Annotated in this window: 23 protein-coding genes and 1 pseudogene; all 24 read left to right on the top strand. The window is 47.8% G+C overall.

What is annotated here, in order from left to right; translation table 11 throughout:
- The first annotated feature begins 5 nt into the window (after positions 1 to 5).
- The 24 genes and pseudogenes from BK126_RS12305 (at position 6) to BK126_RS12190 (ending at position 16599) form a co-directional block, all read left to right on the top strand.
- Positions 6 to 227 carry a hypothetical protein gene (locus BK126_RS12305; RefSeq protein WP_076312939.1) on the top strand — a complete coding sequence of 74 codons (222 nt, stop codon included), beginning with the start codon at positions 6 to 8 and terminating at the stop codon, positions 225 to 227.
- Positions 220 to 609: a hypothetical protein gene (locus BK126_RS12300; RefSeq protein ID WP_076312938.1), complete on the top strand. Its 390-nt coding sequence runs from the start codon at positions 220 to 222 to the stop codon at positions 607 to 609. The genes BK126_RS12305 and BK126_RS12300 overlap by 8 nt, the downstream gene beginning before the upstream one ends.
- Positions 575 to 868, top strand: coding sequence for a hypothetical protein (locus BK126_RS12295; protein WP_076312937.1), 294 nt, complete (start codon positions 575 to 577; stop codon positions 866 to 868). The genes BK126_RS12300 and BK126_RS12295 overlap by 35 nt, the downstream gene beginning before the upstream one ends.
- Positions 855 to 1205 (top strand): hypothetical protein, encoded by a 351-nt coding sequence (locus BK126_RS12290; RefSeq protein WP_076312936.1) that lies wholly within the window; start codon positions 855 to 857, stop codon positions 1203 to 1205. Before BK126_RS12295 ends, BK126_RS12290 begins: the two co-directional genes overlap by 14 nt.
- Positions 1198 to 1551, top strand: coding sequence for a hypothetical protein (locus tag BK126_RS12285; protein WP_076312935.1), 354 nt, complete (start codon positions 1198 to 1200; stop codon positions 1549 to 1551). Before BK126_RS12290 ends, BK126_RS12285 begins: the two co-directional genes overlap by 8 nt.
- A 20-nt stretch (positions 1552 to 1571) precedes the next feature.
- Positions 1572 to 3923 carry a ribonucleoside-diphosphate reductase subunit alpha gene (locus BK126_RS12280; RefSeq protein ID WP_256209653.1) on the top strand — a complete coding sequence of 784 codons (2352 nt, stop codon included), beginning with the start codon at positions 1572 to 1574 and terminating at the stop codon, positions 3921 to 3923.
- 124 nt (positions 3924 to 4047) lie between these two features.
- Positions 4048 to 5100, top strand: a complete 1053-nt coding sequence (locus BK126_RS12275) for a ribonucleotide-diphosphate reductase subunit beta (protein WP_076313520.1) — start codon at positions 4048 to 4050, stop codon at positions 5098 to 5100.
- 221 nt (positions 5101 to 5321) lie between these two features.
- Positions 5322 to 5678, top strand: coding sequence for a hypothetical protein (locus tag BK126_RS12270; protein WP_076312933.1), 357 nt, complete (start codon positions 5322 to 5324; stop codon positions 5676 to 5678).
- A 73-nt stretch (positions 5679 to 5751) separates the two neighbouring features.
- On the top strand, positions 5752 to 6162 hold the full coding sequence (locus BK126_RS12265; RefSeq protein ID WP_076312932.1) for a hypothetical protein: 411 nt from the start codon (positions 5752 to 5754) through the stop codon (positions 6160 to 6162).
- Complete coding sequence (locus tag BK126_RS12260; protein ID WP_076312931.1) at positions 6162 to 6365, top strand: hypothetical protein; 204 nt, start codon at positions 6162 to 6164, stop codon at positions 6363 to 6365. The genes BK126_RS12265 and BK126_RS12260 overlap by 1 nt, the downstream gene beginning before the upstream one ends.
- A 3-nt stretch (positions 6366 to 6368) precedes the next feature.
- On the top strand, positions 6369 to 6878 hold the full coding sequence (locus BK126_RS12255) for a dUTP diphosphatase (RefSeq protein ID WP_076312930.1): 510 nt from the start codon (positions 6369 to 6371) through the stop codon (positions 6876 to 6878).
- The gene (locus tag BK126_RS12250; RefSeq protein WP_076312929.1) at positions 6879 to 7142 is read left to right on the top strand and encodes a hypothetical protein; all 264 of its coding nucleotides are present in this window, start codon (positions 6879 to 6881) and stop codon (positions 7140 to 7142) included.
- A gap of 4 nt (positions 7143 to 7146) precedes the next feature.
- Positions 7147 to 7434: a hypothetical protein gene (locus BK126_RS12245; protein WP_076312928.1), complete on the top strand. Its 288-nt coding sequence runs from the start codon at positions 7147 to 7149 to the stop codon at positions 7432 to 7434.
- Between the two features lies 1 nt (position 7435).
- Complete coding sequence (locus tag BK126_RS12240) at positions 7436 to 8071, top strand: dTMP kinase (RefSeq protein WP_076312927.1); 636 nt, start codon at positions 7436 to 7438, stop codon at positions 8069 to 8071.
- A gap of 23 nt (positions 8072 to 8094) precedes the next feature.
- Positions 8095 to 8931, top strand: coding sequence for a lytic transglycosylase domain-containing protein (locus BK126_RS12235; RefSeq protein ID WP_076312926.1), 837 nt, complete (start codon positions 8095 to 8097; stop codon positions 8929 to 8931).
- Positions 8932 to 9003: 72 nt separating this feature from the next.
- Entirely contained in the window at positions 9004 to 9306 is a 303-nt protein-coding gene (locus BK126_RS12230) for an HU family DNA-binding protein (RefSeq protein ID WP_076312925.1), read from the top strand.
- Between the two features lie 84 nt (positions 9307 to 9390).
- Positions 9391 to 10203 carry a sigma-70 family RNA polymerase sigma factor gene (locus BK126_RS12225; RefSeq protein ID WP_076312924.1) on the top strand — a complete coding sequence of 271 codons (813 nt, stop codon included), beginning with the start codon at positions 9391 to 9393 and terminating at the stop codon, positions 10201 to 10203.
- A 366-nt stretch (positions 10204 to 10569) separates the two neighbouring features.
- The gene (locus BK126_RS12220) at positions 10570 to 12021 is read left to right on the top strand and encodes a recombinase family protein (RefSeq protein ID WP_179085541.1); all 1452 of its coding nucleotides are present in this window, start codon (positions 10570 to 10572) and stop codon (positions 12019 to 12021) included.
- 58 nt (positions 12022 to 12079) lie between these two features.
- Positions 12080 to 12442: pseudogene (ytfJ, locus tag BK126_RS12215) on the top strand (GerW family sporulation protein); the annotation flags it as partial.
- 118 nt (positions 12443 to 12560) lie between these two features.
- On the top strand, positions 12561 to 13754 hold the full coding sequence (locus BK126_RS12210; protein ID WP_083655869.1) for a D-alanyl-D-alanine carboxypeptidase family protein: 1194 nt from the start codon (positions 12561 to 12563) through the stop codon (positions 13752 to 13754).
- A 34-nt stretch (positions 13755 to 13788) separates the two neighbouring features.
- The gene (locus tag BK126_RS12205; protein ID WP_076312922.1) at positions 13789 to 14436 is read left to right on the top strand and encodes a nucleoside recognition domain-containing protein; all 648 of its coding nucleotides are present in this window, start codon (positions 13789 to 13791) and stop codon (positions 14434 to 14436) included.
- 6 nt (positions 14437 to 14442) lie between these two features.
- On the top strand, positions 14443 to 14976 hold the full coding sequence (locus BK126_RS12200; protein WP_076312921.1) for a spore maturation protein: 534 nt from the start codon (positions 14443 to 14445) through the stop codon (positions 14974 to 14976).
- 134 nt (positions 14977 to 15110) lie between these two features.
- Complete coding sequence (locus BK126_RS12195; protein WP_076312920.1) at positions 15111 to 15860, top strand: pseudouridine synthase; 750 nt, start codon at positions 15111 to 15113, stop codon at positions 15858 to 15860.
- 211 nt (positions 15861 to 16071) lie between these two features.
- The gene (locus BK126_RS12190; protein ID WP_047911104.1) at positions 16072 to 16599 is read left to right on the top strand and encodes a redoxin domain-containing protein; all 528 of its coding nucleotides are present in this window, start codon (positions 16072 to 16074) and stop codon (positions 16597 to 16599) included.
- The last annotated feature ends 10 nt before the right edge of the window (positions 16600 to 16609 follow it).

Raw genomic sequence — 16609 nt, 5'->3', positions numbered from 1 at the left:
ACCGTATGGAGCCAATCGCCTACGGTATCGCAGTGGCGGGGGTAGCTAACGCTATCGCCCTGTCCCTGGGGTACTGTCTCAAATATAGATTGAATCAAGCAAAGAGGGATATTTACCTCACCGTTACTCAGCAGATCGTATCGGAGAACAGCCCACGCATTATTGAAGCTGTAGAAAGCTCAATTAAACAGCAGGTTGTAGAGAGGATGGGTCAGGTAAATGTCTAAGAGCAGAGGTCAGATCGCTTCCAAGCGACAAGAGACTCGCATTACACGGAGTCTTCAACAGATCAAACAAGATGCGAAAAGAGTATTGGCTTCGGGGGCGTTGTGGTTCGCTAAGAGTGACATCGTATCCGAGCTGTTTCAAATAGAAGCCAAGACCAAGGAGAAACCTTCCAAGTCAATGACCATAAAGAAGGAATGGATGGACAAGATTGAGCAGGAAGGGTTCGAGAACAAGAAGATACCTGCCCTTGCATTCTCTTTCGGTGAGAACACTGACTACTTCGTTATTCGGGATAGAGAGTTCTACACCTTGGTAGAGGAGCTTGACTTGCTGAGGAGGTTAAGGGATGAACTTGTATCACGCAACTCGGTTGGTAACTGATCTTGAGGTAGCTACTTGTAAAATTCCTCCTGATGAGCTGAAGAAGATCATTGACAATGACATGGCAAATAAGTTCAGGAAACCTCTGTTTGAGAACATCACTGTGCAGGAGACCCGCGATGACAAGCAGGGGTTGACCCGATTGGATTATAGTGTGGCGATCATGACGGGAGACGAGTACCACAAGCTGATGAGGGAGTTGAAAGAGCTTCGGGAGGTCGTCGATCAAGGAAGGAGGTTGTTCAGTGGCAAAGAGTAGTCAGATCATGGTCAAGGTATGCCCCTCCTGCGATAAGGAGTACAAGGACGATGACAAGTACGGCTATTGCTTGAACCATGAGTATCCTGTTCGTCCTGAGCTTAAGAACAAGACTCGGGACAAGCAACGAGTAGGTGGCACCTTCAAGATCGTGGGGTGGTTCTCCTCCCGATCAAGTGCAGGGCTAACTATTGAGCACACGGATACAGGGGAGCAGTTTGAAGTATATGTGTCTGACCTGTTCAAGTACCTGGATGGTCAGGAGCTTGGGACGCTAACTCTTGAGGAAGTCAAAAAGGGTAAAGCGTATGGATGGGCGGTGGTCGGTAGTGATTAGCGCAGTAGCTATCGGGTTCTCATTAGAGAGCCTGAGTACCTATACCGACATTGCATGGGCACACCATGACCCTTCCACAGCCATCGGGATGAGTAACCGTGAATACATGCTCATGGTCGAGAGGGCTGTGGTTCAATCAGATGTCGTAGTCTTCGATGCGACCAACGAAAACCTCTCAGTGGATGAAGTAGTGATAATCCATACTGCCTATACTAATAGAACGCCAATTATAGCGGTGGGATTACGATCACTGTCTCCGTTACTAGAGGAGATGGTTTCGCAGAGATTGCCAGGACTCGACTTCGTAGTGGATCACCTAATGGCAAACTACAGGCTATCAAAATAAACCGTGGGGGAGAGAAAACCGTGACAGCAATTAAGACTCGCATCAAGACCGTAACCAAACCTGAGAACAGAGAGATGAGCTTTGACCTTGAGAGGTTGATGGTATACATCTCCCGTGTCATGGAGAACCACCCTAACCTAGACCAAGAGGTACTGCTGAAGGGTGCATTGTCCAAGCTGAACCGCGTAGAGGTGGCAAGCGTTGATATAACCAACGCATTGTACATGACTGCGGTAGAGCTGATCGACAAAGAGTTCCCTGATTGGATGTTCGTAGCATCCCGCATCTACGGAACCAAACTGTACAAGCAAGCGGCGATCAACCGTGAATACAAGACTTACCCAAATAAACCGTATGGTTCCTTCAGTGATCTGCTCAAGTACCTCACGTCTATCGGTATCTATGATGCTCGATTGTTGGAAGTATATTCCGACAGTGACATTGCTGAGCTTGAAGCAACGATTGACCATACCCGCGACCACCTGTTCACGTTCATTGGTCTCCTTACTCTTGATGAGCGTTACCTGACAGGGGACTACGAGAAGAACACTTTCGAGCTTCCTCAGGAGCGTTACATGATTATCTCCATGGTTGAGATGCTTAACGAAGCCCCTGAGAAGCGTATGGAATTAGTCAAAGAAGCATACTGGGCACAGTCAACTCTGAAGATGACTACAGCAACGCCTACGATGTCGAATGCAGGTAAGGCAAAGGGCGGTCAGCTCTCGTCCTGCTTCATTGACACAGTAGATGACTCGCTTATCGGTATCTACGATTCCAACACGGACGTAGCTCGGTTGAGCAAGATGGGTGGCGGTATCGGCGTATACATGGGCAAGGTGCGTGCTCGTAACTCCGACATCCGTGGCTACAAGAACAAGTCGGCGGGTGTGGTGCCTTGGATTCGACAGCTCAACAACACTGCGGTATCCGTAGACCAGTTGGGTACTCGTAAAGGTTCCATTGCAGTATACCTGCAAGACTGGCACCGTGACATCCTGAGCTTCCTCGATCTCAGACTGAACAACGGAGATGATCGTATGAGAGCACACGACATCTTCCTGGGATTCATTGCTTCTGACCTGTTCATGGAAGCAGTGGACAACGGAGACGACTGGCACTTGTTCTGCCCTCACGAAGTACATACCATCATGGGCTTTGAACTGGACGAGGTGTATGACGAGGAGCAGGGTAAGGGAAGATTCCGTGAGCTGTACCAACAATGCGTAGATCACCCAACTCTGCCGCGATTGACCGTACCTGCTATCGACATCTTCATCCGTATCCTGACCTCTCAGCTTGAGACTGGTGTACCTTACATGTTCTACAAGGACACAGTAAACCGTGCCAACCCGAACAAAGGTCACGGAATCATCTACTGTTCTAACCTCTGCACAGAGATCGAACAGAACCAATCTGCCACCAAGGTAGTGAGGGAGGAACTGGTAACTAAGGAAGGTAAGACTCGCATCCTCATCGAGAAGATTCCTGGTGAGATGGTAGTGTGTAACCTATCCTCTATCAACCTAGGTAAAGCAGAGGATCATGAGCTTGAACGTATCATCGACATCCAGGTTCGCATGTTGGACAACATCATTGACCTGAATGCTGATAAGCTTGAAGTCCTTCAAGCGGTACACACCAACCAACAATATCGTGCTATTGGTCTTGGAACGTTCGGATACCATCACCGTCTAGCATTGAATCACCTGCGGTGGGAGTCGGATGCGGCTGTTGAGTACAACGTGAACCTGTACGAGAAGATCAGCTTCTATGGCATCAAGGCATCCATGAAGTTGTCGATGGAGAAAGGCGCGTACCCTCTGTTCAAAGGTTCCGAGTGGGCTAACGGTAACTACTTCATTGATCGCGGCTTAGTCGGTCGTGACGCTGAAGGTAAACTATTCCCAATCGAAAGCCCTCAGGGACTTGACTGGTATCAGTTGTGCCTGGATGTCATGGAGCACGGTATTCGTAATGGATACTTGTTCGCGGTGGCTCCGAATGGATCGACATCCGTTATTGCAGGTTCTACAGCTTCCATCGACCCTGTGTACGGACTCTTGACATACGAGGAGAAGACGACCTACAAGATTGCCAACCCTGCACCTGATCTGAACATGGTTACCGTGCAGTACTACCGTAAGAATGCCTTCGAGCTTGACCAACACTGGTCTATTAAGCACGTAGCATCTCGTCAACGGTTCATTGACCAAGGACAATCGTTCAACTTGTACGTGAAGCCTGACATCGACGCAATGGACTTCCTTGAGCTTCACCTGGACGCATGGAAAAGCGGTGTGAAAACCACTTACTACGTACGTAACATGGCAAACGAGATGCCTGAAGAATGTGAATCCTGCGCTTCATAAGCAACACATTATAATAGGAAGAAACTCGCTTAGAAATAGGCGGGTTTTTCTTTCTTAACTGAGACGTACCTGTGTCGTATAGAGAATGTGAAGGACAATTTAAGGAGGAATTAACTTGGAACAATTGAAAAAACAGCCCATCTTTGACATCACCGCGCCTAACAAATCTACCCGCATCGTCAACGGAGAGTGCTCAGGTATCTTGAACTGGGATGACATTCGGATGCCTAAAATGTATAAGCTCTACAAGGTACTGATTGGTAACCACTGGATTCCTGATGAAATCCCTATGAACGCTGACAAGATGCAGTTCGAGGAGGAGCTGAGTGAACAGGAGCAGACTGCTTACCTGAAGATCATTGGTCTCCTGGGAGTACTGGACTCCATGCAAAGTATGTACGTGGCAGATGTGAAGGATTATCTTACGGACTCGTCACTGCAAGCGATCTGCGGCATCATCGGTCAACAGGAGATCATCCATAACCAGTCGTACACTTACGTGCTGTCGTCCATCGCAGACTATGAGACTCAGAAGGAAGTGTTCGAGTACTGGAAAACGGATGAGGTATTGCTGAAGCGTAACCTATTCATCCGAGAGCTGTACCAGGACTTCCGTGATAACCCAACCCCTCAGACCTTCTTCAAGTCTTTGGTGGCTGACATCATCTTGGAAGGACTGGACTTCTACACTGGGTTCGCGTTCTTCTATAGCTTGGCGCGGGTGGGAAGTCAGCGAATGATGCGTACTGCGGAGATGGCTTCCTATATCCAACGGGATGAGCGTCAGCATGTGTACTTCTTCTCTGAAGTATTCAAACAGCTTCTTAAGGATTACCCTGAACTGAACACTGAGGAGAACATGCAGTGGACTGTTGAGACCTTCCGTACCGCAGTTGACCTTGAGATCGCTTGGTCTCATCACGTACTTGGTGAACTGGATAACGTAGACCTCGATGAGTTCGAGAGCTATGTAAAGTGGGTTGCCAACCAACGACTGGTGATGATGGGTCTAGGCAAGCACTTTGAAGGGGAGAACGTTATGCCTTGGATTCGTCCATTCTCTGACGAAGCACTTAACGCCACCAAGACGGACTTCTTTGAAGCTAAGTCCAAGCAGTATGCCAAAGTGTCTACAGCTAACGGCTTCGACAAGCTCCAAAACCGTAAGAAGAAGTAATTATAAGGCACCCTTCGGGGTGCTTTTTTCTTTATAACAGCACGAATAGACCGATCAGCGTCCCGATCAGCCTTAGGCTTTGTTCTTCCCAGGTATGTACACGACAAAACCCCTGCGACTAGCCGCAGATTCGTGTATAGCGTGTGGCACCACATCACCTTTATGCCCAATTTAACTGCCAATTATTCATGTCGTATAGAGAAATTAAGGGAGGTGAAGTCGTGCGGAAAGATGGAGTAAGTATTAACCAACTAGAAAGAGAAGCGATCTTGAAGTTTGTGGACGGTAATTTCACATTCACTCAAGAGTGCCTTTCAGGAATGCTCAAGCAAGGTCTTTCGAGAGCCAATGTAATGGAGTCACTGGCTAATGGGGATATAGCCGAGTATGTTCTCGACGGGAACAAGAATCGCATCCTTGTGAAGTCTCGAATGAAGTTCCACGGGCGCAGTGTACTGGTCACGTTGCAGTTGAAATCACGGGAGATTATCGTCACTCAGTTTGAGGATTCATACGCCCCGCCAATTGATTCGGGCAGTAAAATCGACATCCTGAAAAACTTGAAAAAGTACGCTTAACTCAGGTCGAACCGTGTCGTATAGAGAAAGTGAGAGAGCGAAAAGCTCAAATACAAATTTGGAGGAATTACAAATGGCACAAGTAATTAAAGCGAAGGATCAAGTTCTTACGGAGGAAATCGTAGCAAGCATGATCGGTAAGTACGTTCACGCACCAACGAACATGCACGAGGTTCAAACACCTACGGGCGGCACTACGAAAGTAAACGTATGGTTCGCGGGCGTTGTGGCGGGATACGAGAAAGCTGTCATCGGATTCAACTATGAGGATGGTTCCTTCAATGAACAGCCGCAGACATTCTTCAACGTCCACCTCACTGATGGTATGGGTTACATCCTGACGACCACTCTCGATCTTGAGATTCAAGAGTTGAGCGAGGAAGAGTTTGAAGCCCTGGTTGAGGAGAAGAAGGCTGAGCAGAACACTCCTGAGATTATCCTCCCTGAAGCACCTAAGCTTCACCTGTTGGATGGTGGCAAGTGATGAAGATCAGTAAATACGCTCAATCGTTCAAGGTGAAGACGTTCTCGGCGGCATCTGTAGCCGCCTTGGACAAGCAGATCAGTGAGTGGCAAGACGAGAACTCAACCTCCCTAGTCTTAGGGATGGAGTTCTCCTCCACTTACAACAAGTCCTACGGCAAACCGTTTTATGCGGTGCTTATGACATATCAGGCGGGTGAGTAAACGATGGGTTGCGAGAATTGCGGCAAGAAGGGTAAGGCGATTGCCCAGGTTCACGGGTTCATTCCCTACAAGCGTATGGATACTAGCCGCCAAGGTTTCAACAAGGAGAACCCCCGCAATGCAGGGTACGATCTCTTTGCACGACTGGATGAACCTATTCATCTTGCTCCTGGGGAGGTAGCAGTCATCCCACTGAATGTAGCGACAGAGATTCCTATGGAAGCTGTAGGTCTGCTGTTCCAGAGATCCTCCACGTATCGCAAGTGGAAAGTAAAGCTGACTAACGGTGTCGGCGTGATGGACTCCTTGTTCTGCGGGGATGGAGACGAGTGGGCGGCTGAGTTCAAGAACGAAACGGACAAGCCAACTACGATTTACGATGGCGACAAGGTATGCCAAGCAGTATTCCTGCCGCTGTTCATGAAGGAGTTGTACGAAGTTGCAGGACTGGGCAACGCTGATCGCGGCGGGTTCGGGACGAGCTTCGACAATGCAGGGGAGATGAACTCGTGAGTGTTAGTAAACCAACTGCACGATCACCAATCAATCACCAGGGAACCAAGACGGGACGCTTCAACTCCCGCCGACCAAGCGTTTCACAGTCACCTCGATCAAGCAGTTCTAGCGGCGGCAGTTACTACAATACCACTCCGACAACGACCTACTACGAAGGCAACAGCGGTGGGTACGAAAGCAATGACAACTGCGGAAGCGACTCGGGTTCATCCGATAGTGGCTCTTGCTCCGCTGAATAAATTCAACCATTACGGGAGGTAGTTATATGTTCAAACGTTTACTGTCATTATTCCTCAAGGCTCCACAGCACCGCATGGCGCGGGCACAAGGTAAGGTCAACGCTCACCTTCGGACGTTTCAGAAGGCTCGTGATGGTATCGGGGTTGCTATTGGTGAGCTTACTGCCGCAAAAGACGAAGCAGTAAGGCGTGAGGAGAAGTTGAAGTCTCAGCTCGACGACATTGGTACACAGAAATCTGACATCGACAAGGAGATTACGGCTAACCTCAAGATGGTTAGCAAGTTCGATGAGTTCCTATCGAAGGAGGACTGACATGATAATCATCTCGGTAGAGGGAATTGATGCAAGCGGCAAAGAGACTCAGGTCAACAAGCTGTTCCTTGCACTGAAGAAAAAGGGTCATGATGTGGCGGTCGCGGGCTTCCCGCGCTACCACACCCCTATCGGTCAGGTTCTCTTGGGTTACTTCCAGGGAGACATCTCGTTGACCACTGAAGCTGTTCACATGCTCCTCGAAGCGGATCGCCAGGACTTCATGGAAGACATCCTCTTGTATGAGGAAACTGGATGTGACTTCCTGATACTTGATCGCTTCACTCTGTCTAATCTAGCTTTCGGGGTGGCTCGTGGCGTAGACCTTGATTGGCTTCGCGGGCTTGCTAAGAAGATTCGTCAACCCGATCTGACGTTCATCCTGGACATCTCGGCAGAGACTTCCTTCAATCGTAAGCCTGAGCGAGACATTCTTGAAATGGACGAGGAGTTACAGAGACGTGCGCGGGTCGTGTACCAGACCTTGGCTCGTAGATTGTCCGACGAAGAAGACCGTCTGATCCAGGTCATCGACGCTAATACAGCTACTCCCGATGAGATACATGAGGTACTTATGTCACACATCGAAACTCTGTACCTTGGTGCACAGTTCCCCGAGGTGGCGGCAGAAGAATAAACCACAGGAGGTGAGAGTCTACCTTGGACGCTCGTAAAAGAATCGCAGTAGTCACTACGGTGGCAGTAGCAACGGTGGTGATGTACGGAGGTCTTGCGACCCCTAAGGGAACAGAGAATGAGCCTGTGGCAAGTAAAGTTACCGTCACTGAATCGGTTCATGAGCAACCTCTAGCCCTACAAAAACTTACTCCCCTTATCACTACCTTGGAGTTAGAGACTCCGAAGAAAGAGGAAGTGAAGACGGAACCTAAACCACAGAAAGTGGAAACGGAACCGACCAAGGAAGTCAAGAAGGCAGAGGTCACGCCTAAGAAAGATAAGGTCGAGGTTAAGATAGTATCGGTTGAGAAGAAGAAGAAGGAGTCGGCCATTGTTCCCCCGACTCACGACCTGATCGCTGACGTTATGGAGCAATACATCGAAGATCACAATGAGATGCCAGTCAGCAGGACGAAACTGCTTCAGTACATTGGGTGGGCTGATAGCCTATCCAAGGGTACCGAAATCGACACAATGTGGCTCATGGCTATGATGTGGCAGGAGAGTAGGTTCAAGAACGCCGTTGAGTCATCCTCAGGAGCAATTGGTCTCCTTCAAATACTGCCTAGCACTGCTGAGACTTTCGGTGTTAGTCGTAGTCAGCTTAGCAACCCTAAGACCAACATCAAAACTTCCATCAAGTACCTAAGCTATCTGTTGGACAGGTACGATGGCAACCTCCGAACCGCCACCATCGCCTATAACCAAGGTGAGGGCAATGTGGACAGAGGGAAGGCGCGTTCCTGGTATTACAACAGTGTCAAGGAACACCATGACAGAATGGCTCGGATGCTTGAGGAAGCCAGTAAACACCGTTAGGTTTTCATGAAACTGCACTAACCTACGGTTAAGAGCTTCATAACATTCATCATTCTGAGGAGGATTTACATCATGGCGAGTACTAACGAAGTCGTATACAAGAAAGACCTTGTGGTTGAACTGGCAGAGAAAGAAAACCTCACGAAAGTGGAAGCGGAACGGCGTATCGACGTTGTGTTCGATATGGTGACCGAAAAGCTTGAAGCAGGTAAGGATGTCAAGCTTGCGAACTTCTTCAACTTCTTCAACCGTAAGCGAGGAGAGAAGAAAGCGAAGAACCCGCAGACTGGTGAGGATATGATTATCCACGCTACCAAGACTGTGGTCGCTAAGATGACCAAGCCGCTTAAAGACCGCATCCAAGGCAAGAAGTAGACCTTCTAAGCCAATGGCGGGGGTTTGTTGAAATCCAACGGACTCCCGCTTTTTTATACCCAAAAATCACCCAGGAGGACGCAGATGGACAACTTACCTGAACACATCAAGGTTAATTTAGCGGTCAACAAAGACCATTACTCCATGGATTACATGGGCAATATTGCAAGATGCAAAGTAGACGAGGGCTTCCTAGGTGACTGCATGTTAGTCAACGAGAACCTGATTTGGCACTCGGTTCACAAGTACATTGGGAAGCCTGAAGTGATCGTCAAGAAACACTGCGTAGAGAAAGACGACATCCTCCAACTTGGCAGAATGGGGTTCCTTAAAGCAGTGAAGGCTTTTGACACGGAGCGTGGCGTTAAGTTCAGTTCCTTTGCTGTCACAGCAATTGTGCGGGAGATTAGATGCTTCCTTCGAGACAGTGCAAGTATCATCCGTCCTACCCGCACGGCTAATGAATTGATTAACAGGATCAATAGGTTAGAGCATGAGATGGGATACCTTCCTGCTTCCGCTGATCTTGCCCTGTTGCTTGACGAGGATGAGGAGAAGATCACCAAAGCACTTCAGGTGGGGAAGGGTGTTAAGTACCTGGATGAGCCTGTAGGTATGGACGTTGCTCAGTCCCAAGTAGTAACCCTCATGGACATCATCGACAGTGGCGAGGGTATCGAGGACGGGGTGGTTGATAAGGTATACGTTGATGCTGTGATCGACTCGGTAAAGCGGAAGCTGAACGAGAAAGAGCTTAATGTCTTGAAGCGGAGACTGGAAGGTTTCAATCAAACACAGACCGCTGACTTCGAAGACATTAGCCAAATGAGGGTGTCAAGGATTATGCGAAAGGTTGCTCGGATACTGGATACACACCAGGAGAAGGTCGGGGTATAAGGTGACCTGAACAGGGGAAAAGATTAGGGGGAAGGGATTGATACTGATGAGCGAGGAAGTTCAACAAGAGCAGAGTGTGGTGAAGGATGTTGTGGTCGATATGGGTCACAGTACGCTAATAGTGAGCGGGTCTCCTTCCCCTGAAGCCTGTGAGCGGTTCATCAAGATACTCTCAGAGATGAAAGCCGCTAAAAGAGCCAACCACACTTAAGACCGATAAAACGCCTATTCTGCTGTTGTCAGATAGGCGTTTTTGTATTAAACTGAGGAAAGAAATTCCGTGAGGAGTTAGTAAAAGAGCCAAGGAAGGATGGTAGAACCTTGAGTCAATACGACAAACACGACATACGGCACGTAGCCATCTACTTGCGTAAATCGCGGGGAGATGAGGAGAAAGACCTCGACAGACACAGGGATGAACTTGTCGAGCTGTGCCTAAAGAATGACTGGCAGTACATCGAATACGCGGAGATCGGGACAGGGGATTCTATCCTTGCCCGCCCTAAAATGCAACAACTTCTCGTGGACGTAGAAGCACAGTCTTATGACGCTGTAGTGGTAATTCACTATGACCGTCTCGGGCGGGGTGATAAGGTTGACCAGTCTAAGATAGAGAAAACTTTTGCTCTATCAGACACCCTTATTATTACCCCTCAAAAGGTATTCAACCTTAATGATGAGTCCGATATGATGCTTGCAGACTTCCAAGGGATGATCGCCCGCCAGGAGTACAAGGCAACATCAAGACGTATGCGCGGCGGCAAGCGGCGGGGTGCTCTAGCAGGAAATTGGAGTAACGGAACACCACCGTTTCCTTACGTTTATAACCGCCTGACAAAGAAGGCTGAGCCTGACGAGAGCAACCTCCCAGTGTACCGATCTATGATCGAGGGAGTACTCAACGGGTATACGACTACTGATATAGCATGGGACTTAAATAAGAAGGGAATCCCTTCTCCACGCAATCAACTGTGGACTCCCGAGGTTGTGAGACGACTCGTTTGTGATGAGGTTCACCTCGGTAAAGTCATCGTAGGTAAGAAGACTAAGCACCCTACGATGGGAACGATCATCATGAAGCCCAAGCAAGAATGGGTGATCGTAAATAATGCTCACAAGGCAGTCAAGACTCAACGAGAGCATGACAAAATCATGTTCATTATCAGCAGGGAGCGCGAAACACCTAACGCAGGGAAGGCAGGGAAACACCCTTTCTCAGGGATCATAAGGTGTGCTTTCTGTGGCAATACACTAGCGATTCAGAAACGCTCCAACCGCCCTCATGACCTATTAAAATCCTGTAAGCATCGTGACCACTGGGGTAACCGATGCATCAATATGGGTATCAGTATGGAGGTCATAGAGGAGAGTGTTCTTCAAGCGATTATGCTTAAAGAGGTGGAGCTAGAGGAAGCCATCAAGAAGGGCGTAACCCTGGATGACATCCGTAACCTCTTAGCGATGTCAGAGAAGAAGCTTGAGGAAATTAAGGAGCAAGAGAAGGCAATTGATCGTATCTACTCTGCCTACGAGAAGGGCGTTTACTCAGACGAGGTATTCGCTGACCGTAAGGATAAAGCTGAAGCTGTTCTGCACCAACTGACCCAAGAGTATGAGTACATACAGAAGGAGTCAGACAATACACAGAACGCACGGAACGAGGACATGCTAGTTACGATCAGGGATGTAAGAGAAGTAATCACAGAAAGCGATGACCCTAAAACGTGCAATAGAGCGTACAAGTCGATCATCCATAGTATCATATGGTCTAGGGAAACAATCGACAGTAAGCCTACGGTAAAGGTAAATTTTCTGTAGGGGTTTAGCACGTCTAAACGGTCAAATTCTGACCTGTTGCTAGTTGGCTCTTTCACCGACATCACACGGCACAGTAATACTGCCAATCAGCCGTGTTGGATTTGGCTTTGCAGCAGGGGGAAGTGATTTTCATCTCGATACTGAAGCGGAGTCTAAGAGCAGCAATAGCAGTGGGAATTCCGCTTCCAAGGCTAACCCGTTCGGAGGCGGTAGCGGCGGAGGCGTATCGATCCGGCCTATCGCATTTCTTGTTGTAGGCAAGCAGGGCGTACACATTGTGCCTCTTGATAATCAAACTCATCTGTTTGAGAAGATCATTGATTCTGCACCTCAGGTCATTGATCAAATTCAGAACATCTTCCAGAAGAACAATATGGGTTCAGGGATGGCAACGTCCACAGCCCCAACTTACGAAGTGTAATAAACTTAAGTCCCTTCCGAGGCATATGCTTACAGGAGGGGACTTTTTGTTGGACATACTTCCGCCTGTCCATACATAGACTAGTACAAGTTGAATCGAAGGACCCGGAGGGAAGCAAATGAATCTCTTTAAGAAAATAACTATATTGCCTTTGGTGTTGTCGTTATTTACCTTACCCATTCCAGCGCATGCTGACCATAAACCTGGTCATGTAGAAGCCCCTATGCTCAGTACCCATGCGCAGACAGCCGCTCTCATTGATGTGACCTCAGGCCGGATTCTTTACAGCAAAGACGGAGAGAAGGAAATGCGAATTGCCAGCCTGACCAAGATCATGACCGCAATTGTAGCGATCGAGCAGGGGGATTTGAAGAGCACGGTTACAGTTAGTAAAAATGCAGTTGGCAAAGAAGGCTCGTCGCTGTACTTGAAACTAGGAGAAAAGATGACGCTTGAGAACATGCTCTTTGGCTTGATGCTTCGTTCAGGCAATGATGCCGCAACGGCTATTGCAGAGCATATCGGAGGTTCGGAGGAAGGCTTTGTATATCTGATGAATAAGAAGGCTGACGAGATCGGACTTGTACATAGCCAGTTTAGAAATCCGCATGGGCTGGATGCAGAAGGGCATTATTCAACGGCTGAGGATATGGCCAAGCTGACCGCTTATGCACTGCATAACGCCGACTTTAAACGCATCGTTGCTACACAGGAACACAAGGCTCCCAACCCCGAAGAATCCTGGGACTATGATTGGCACAACAAAAATAAAATGCTCCGTTTATATGAGGGTGCAGATGGAGTGAAAACCGGCTATACCAAAAAAGCTTTACGTTGTCTTGTAAGCTCGGCGACGCGTAATGGTCAGCAACTGGTTGCCGTAACTTTAAATGATGGGAATGATTGGAATGATCATGCGAATATGCTCGATTACGGCTTTGAGCATTATCCGCTGAACGAGCTGGCAGCGAAGGGGCAGTCCATTCAGCAATATGAATATATTACAGGGAATGCGTTCAAATATCCACTGCTAACGGGAGAGGCCGGGGAGGTTCGAACCAAGCTGGTGCTCTACAATCAACAGTCAGAATCAGGAGCTCGGAGTGAAGCGGCAGATGCCAGTTTCGGGCTGAAGGGGAGGATTGAATTTCTTCTCAATGGTGCGAAGATCGGTGAGGTACCCGTCTATGAAAAAGGCAGCTTCATTCCAAAGGACAAAGCAGCAGAAACCATTGCTCTTCCTTATGATCAGTTAAAAGGGAATTCCCTGTTCGGCTCTCTAAAGAGAGTGTTTGACCAGCTCTTTAATTAGAAGGAGCAAGTGATCGAAGTGGGAGGGATCGCGGATGATTAACCTGATTTGGCTTGCCATGATTGTTATCGGATTTGTATTTGCTGCAGCGAAGGGAAATATTGAGCTTGTCACCCAGGCGGCTTTTGATGGGGCAGCGACGGGAGTTACCGTATGCTTTGGATTGATCAGCGTTCTTGTCTTTTGGATGGGGATGATGAAGATTGCGGAGGATTCCGGTCTGCTGAATAAAGTAGCGAAGCTTCTAGGTCCCATTGTATCCTATCTATTCCCGGATGTTCCGAAGCAGCATCCGGCAATGGGATATATTTTATCCAATATGAGCGCCAATTTGTTTGGACTCGGAAACGCAGCGACACCGATGGGAATTAAAGCGATGCAGCAGCTTCAGGAGCTAAATCCGGACAAAACGACAGCCAGTCCAGCCATGTGTACATTGCTGGCTCTGAATACAGCGAGCATCACCATTATACCAACCACGCTGATTGCGATTCGGCTGAATTACCATTCAGCAAATCCTGCTGAAATTGTAGGCACTACACTGATGGCGACAGCAATTGCTACATTTGCGGCTATCGCAGCCGATCGATATTTCCGAAGCAGAACACCGACACCTAAGGCACCATCACCTCCAAAAAACCGCCTCAATAAGCCGATCATTGAATCATCCTCGAAAGGGTGAGCTTACATGCTGTCCTTTATCAATCTCATTTCGACATGGGCAATACCTGTCATTATTGCCTTTATCCCTGTATATGCCTATTTTAGAAAAGTGCCAGTATACGAATCATTTGTCGATGGGGCAAAGGAAGGCTTCGGCACGGCGATATCCATCATTCCAAGCTTGGTCGCAATGATGGTAGCCATCAGTGTATTTCGGGCATCAGGCGCTCTGGACTTTTTTATAGGGCTTGTAGCACCTCTGTTTCAGTGGATGGGCGTTCCTCCTGAAGTGCTTCCATTGGGTATTCTTAGACCCTTAACAGGGACCGGCTCCCTTGCTTTTACGACAGACCTTATCCAAACGCATGGACCTGACTCTATGATTGGCCGAATCGCTTCCACCATCCAAGGAAGTACCGACACGACACTTTATGTATTAACAGTATATTTTGGGGCAGTCGGAATTCGAAATGGCAGGTATGCGCTTAAGGTTGGATTGTTCTCCGATATCGTTGGATTTGTGGCAGCCATCATGATTTGTCTGCTCGTATTTGGATAAATTAAGCTCAGTAAATGGCCTTCTGAATACATCTCATGCAATGGATGAGAGATTCAGGGGCTATTTTCCTGTTCATGACCTTGTTATTTCTCTGTCTGATGGGTATCATTAATCCCTGAGGTGACTTATTTAAAATGGAGAGATTACAGAAAATTATCGCACAGGCGGGAATTGCTTCCAGACGCAAGAGCGAAGAGCTCATACTGTCCGGCAAAGTAGAAGTGAATGGAGAAGTCGTGACTGAGCTTGGCACGAAGGCAAATCCCGATGAAGATATCATTACGGTGAATGGTAAACCGATTCGAAGTGAGAAGAAGATATACCTGATCATGAATAAACCCAAAGGTGTCATCACAAGTGCTTCAGATCCCGAAGGGAGAAAGATTGTTTCGGATTATCTTAAGGGAATTAAGGAACGCGTTTATCCTGTAGGCCGACTTGATTACGATACGGAAGGGCTTCTATTGCTTACAAATGATGGTGAGTTTGCTCATTTGCTGACACATCCGAAGCACCATGTGCCGAAGACCTATCTGGCGACGGTTAAAGGCGTACCGCACGGTACATCACTGGACAAGCTTCGTGATGGAATTATGCTCGAAGACGGGATGACGTCTCCGGCAGAAGTGGAGTATAAGGATGTAGATACGGAGAAGAACGAAGCTGTTATCCAAATTACAATTCATGAAGGAAGAAACCGTCAGGTCAGACGGATGTTTGAAGCGATCAATCATCCCGTGACTCGATTGAAGCGGATCTCCTTCGGTGGACTGCTGCTGCAGAATTTGAAGCGGGGCTTATATCGTCACCTGACTGCTGAAGAGATCAACAATCTTCTTCAGTCGGCAAAATCCGATCCTTCTAAGAAGAAATCGCGCAGATAACAACAAAATAGCCGGCCAAAAAGACAACGACGAGAAAGAACTAAAGTGCAGATAACCTTGATGCTTTAGTTCTTTTTTTGTTATTCATTTCATCCTAACCGTTCCAAGACACATAATTTTCAAAAAACAGACGCAGATTTGTGACAATTTTCGTTATAATTAGGCTAGAAGTTGAATTGGACAAGATTGTCATAAAAGGAGAGTATTTACGATGGGGAGATCAAAGAGAACCGTTCAGGTTGTTATTTTGATATTCATTGTCATTTTAGGTGCTTATGCAATATTCTCTTCAACGGCCAAATCGGATGGCAAGCCTGTTGTAGGGGATTCAGTTCCAGATTTCGAGCTGTTAGGCATAGATGAGGCGGTTCACAAGCTGGATCAATTCGAAGGTCAGCCGATGGTCATTAATTTCTGGGGAACCTGGTGTGAGCCTTGTGTTGATGAGATGCCGGCTTTGCAGGAGCAATGGGAGAAGTGGAAAGAGCAGGGAGTTGCCTTTATCGGGATCAATGTTGGTGAAGACAAGATGACGGTTAACAATTTTGTGCGCCAAGTTGGAGTTGATTTTCCAATTATGTACGATGAGAAAAAAATCGCGACAAGCCGTTTTGCTGTAGGACCGATGCCCTCCACTTTCTTTGTTTCCAAGGATGGGAAGATCTCTGAAATATTTGAAGGTCAGCTGAATTTAGACACACTCGAGTATCATATCCAGCAACTGGTGAATTCAAACTGAGCAAACAGGG

Origin of the sequence: Paenibacillus sp. FSL H7-0326 (assembly GCF_001955535.1) — a bacterium.
Classification (GTDB): Bacteria; Bacillota; Bacilli; order Paenibacillales; family Paenibacillaceae; genus Paenibacillus; species Paenibacillus shunpengii.
Note: the sequence above shows the minus strand (reverse complement) of the source record. Positions and strands in the feature narration are given on the sequence as shown.

Excerpts from the sequence above, each read along its gene's own strand:
- BK126_RS12305 (WP_076312939.1), top strand. The coding sequence starts at position 6 with ATGGAGCCAATCGCCTACGGTATCGCAGTGGCGGGGGTAGCTAACGCT.
- BK126_RS12300 (WP_076312938.1), top strand. The coding sequence starts at position 220 with ATGTCTAAGAGCAGAGGTCAGATCGCTTCCAAGCGACAAGAGACTCGC.
- BK126_RS12295 (WP_076312937.1), top strand. The coding sequence starts at position 575 with ATGAACTTGTATCACGCAACTCGGTTGGTAACTGATCTTGAGGTAGCT.
- BK126_RS12265 (WP_076312932.1), top strand. The coding sequence starts at position 5,752 with ATGGCACAAGTAATTAAAGCGAAGGATCAAGTTCTTACGGAGGAAATC.
- BK126_RS12260 (WP_076312931.1), top strand. The coding sequence starts at position 6,162 with ATGAAGATCAGTAAATACGCTCAATCGTTCAAGGTGAAGACGTTCTCG.
- BK126_RS12255 (WP_076312930.1), top strand. The coding sequence starts at position 6,369 with ATGGGTTGCGAGAATTGCGGCAAGAAGGGTAAGGCGATTGCCCAGGTT.
- BK126_RS12245 (WP_076312928.1), top strand. The coding sequence starts at position 7,147 with ATGTTCAAACGTTTACTGTCATTATTCCTCAAGGCTCCACAGCACCGC.
- BK126_RS12240 (WP_076312927.1), top strand. The coding sequence starts at position 7,436 with ATGATAATCATCTCGGTAGAGGGAATTGATGCAAGCGGCAAAGAGACT.
- BK126_RS12230 (WP_076312925.1), top strand. The coding sequence starts at position 9,004 with ATGGCGAGTACTAACGAAGTCGTATACAAGAAAGACCTTGTGGTTGAA.
- BK126_RS12225 (WP_076312924.1), top strand. The coding sequence starts at position 9,391 with ATGGACAACTTACCTGAACACATCAAGGTTAATTTAGCGGTCAACAAA.
- BK126_RS12210 (WP_083655869.1), top strand. The coding sequence starts at position 12,561 with ATGAATCTCTTTAAGAAAATAACTATATTGCCTTTGGTGTTGTCGTTA.
- BK126_RS12205 (WP_076312922.1), top strand. The coding sequence starts at position 13,789 with ATGATTAACCTGATTTGGCTTGCCATGATTGTTATCGGATTTGTATTT.
- BK126_RS12200 (WP_076312921.1), top strand. The coding sequence starts at position 14,443 with ATGCTGTCCTTTATCAATCTCATTTCGACATGGGCAATACCTGTCATT.
- BK126_RS12195 (WP_076312920.1), top strand. The coding sequence starts at position 15,111 with ATGGAGAGATTACAGAAAATTATCGCACAGGCGGGAATTGCTTCCAGA.
- BK126_RS12190 (WP_047911104.1), top strand. The coding sequence starts at position 16,072 with ATGGGGAGATCAAAGAGAACCGTTCAGGTTGTTATTTTGATATTCATT.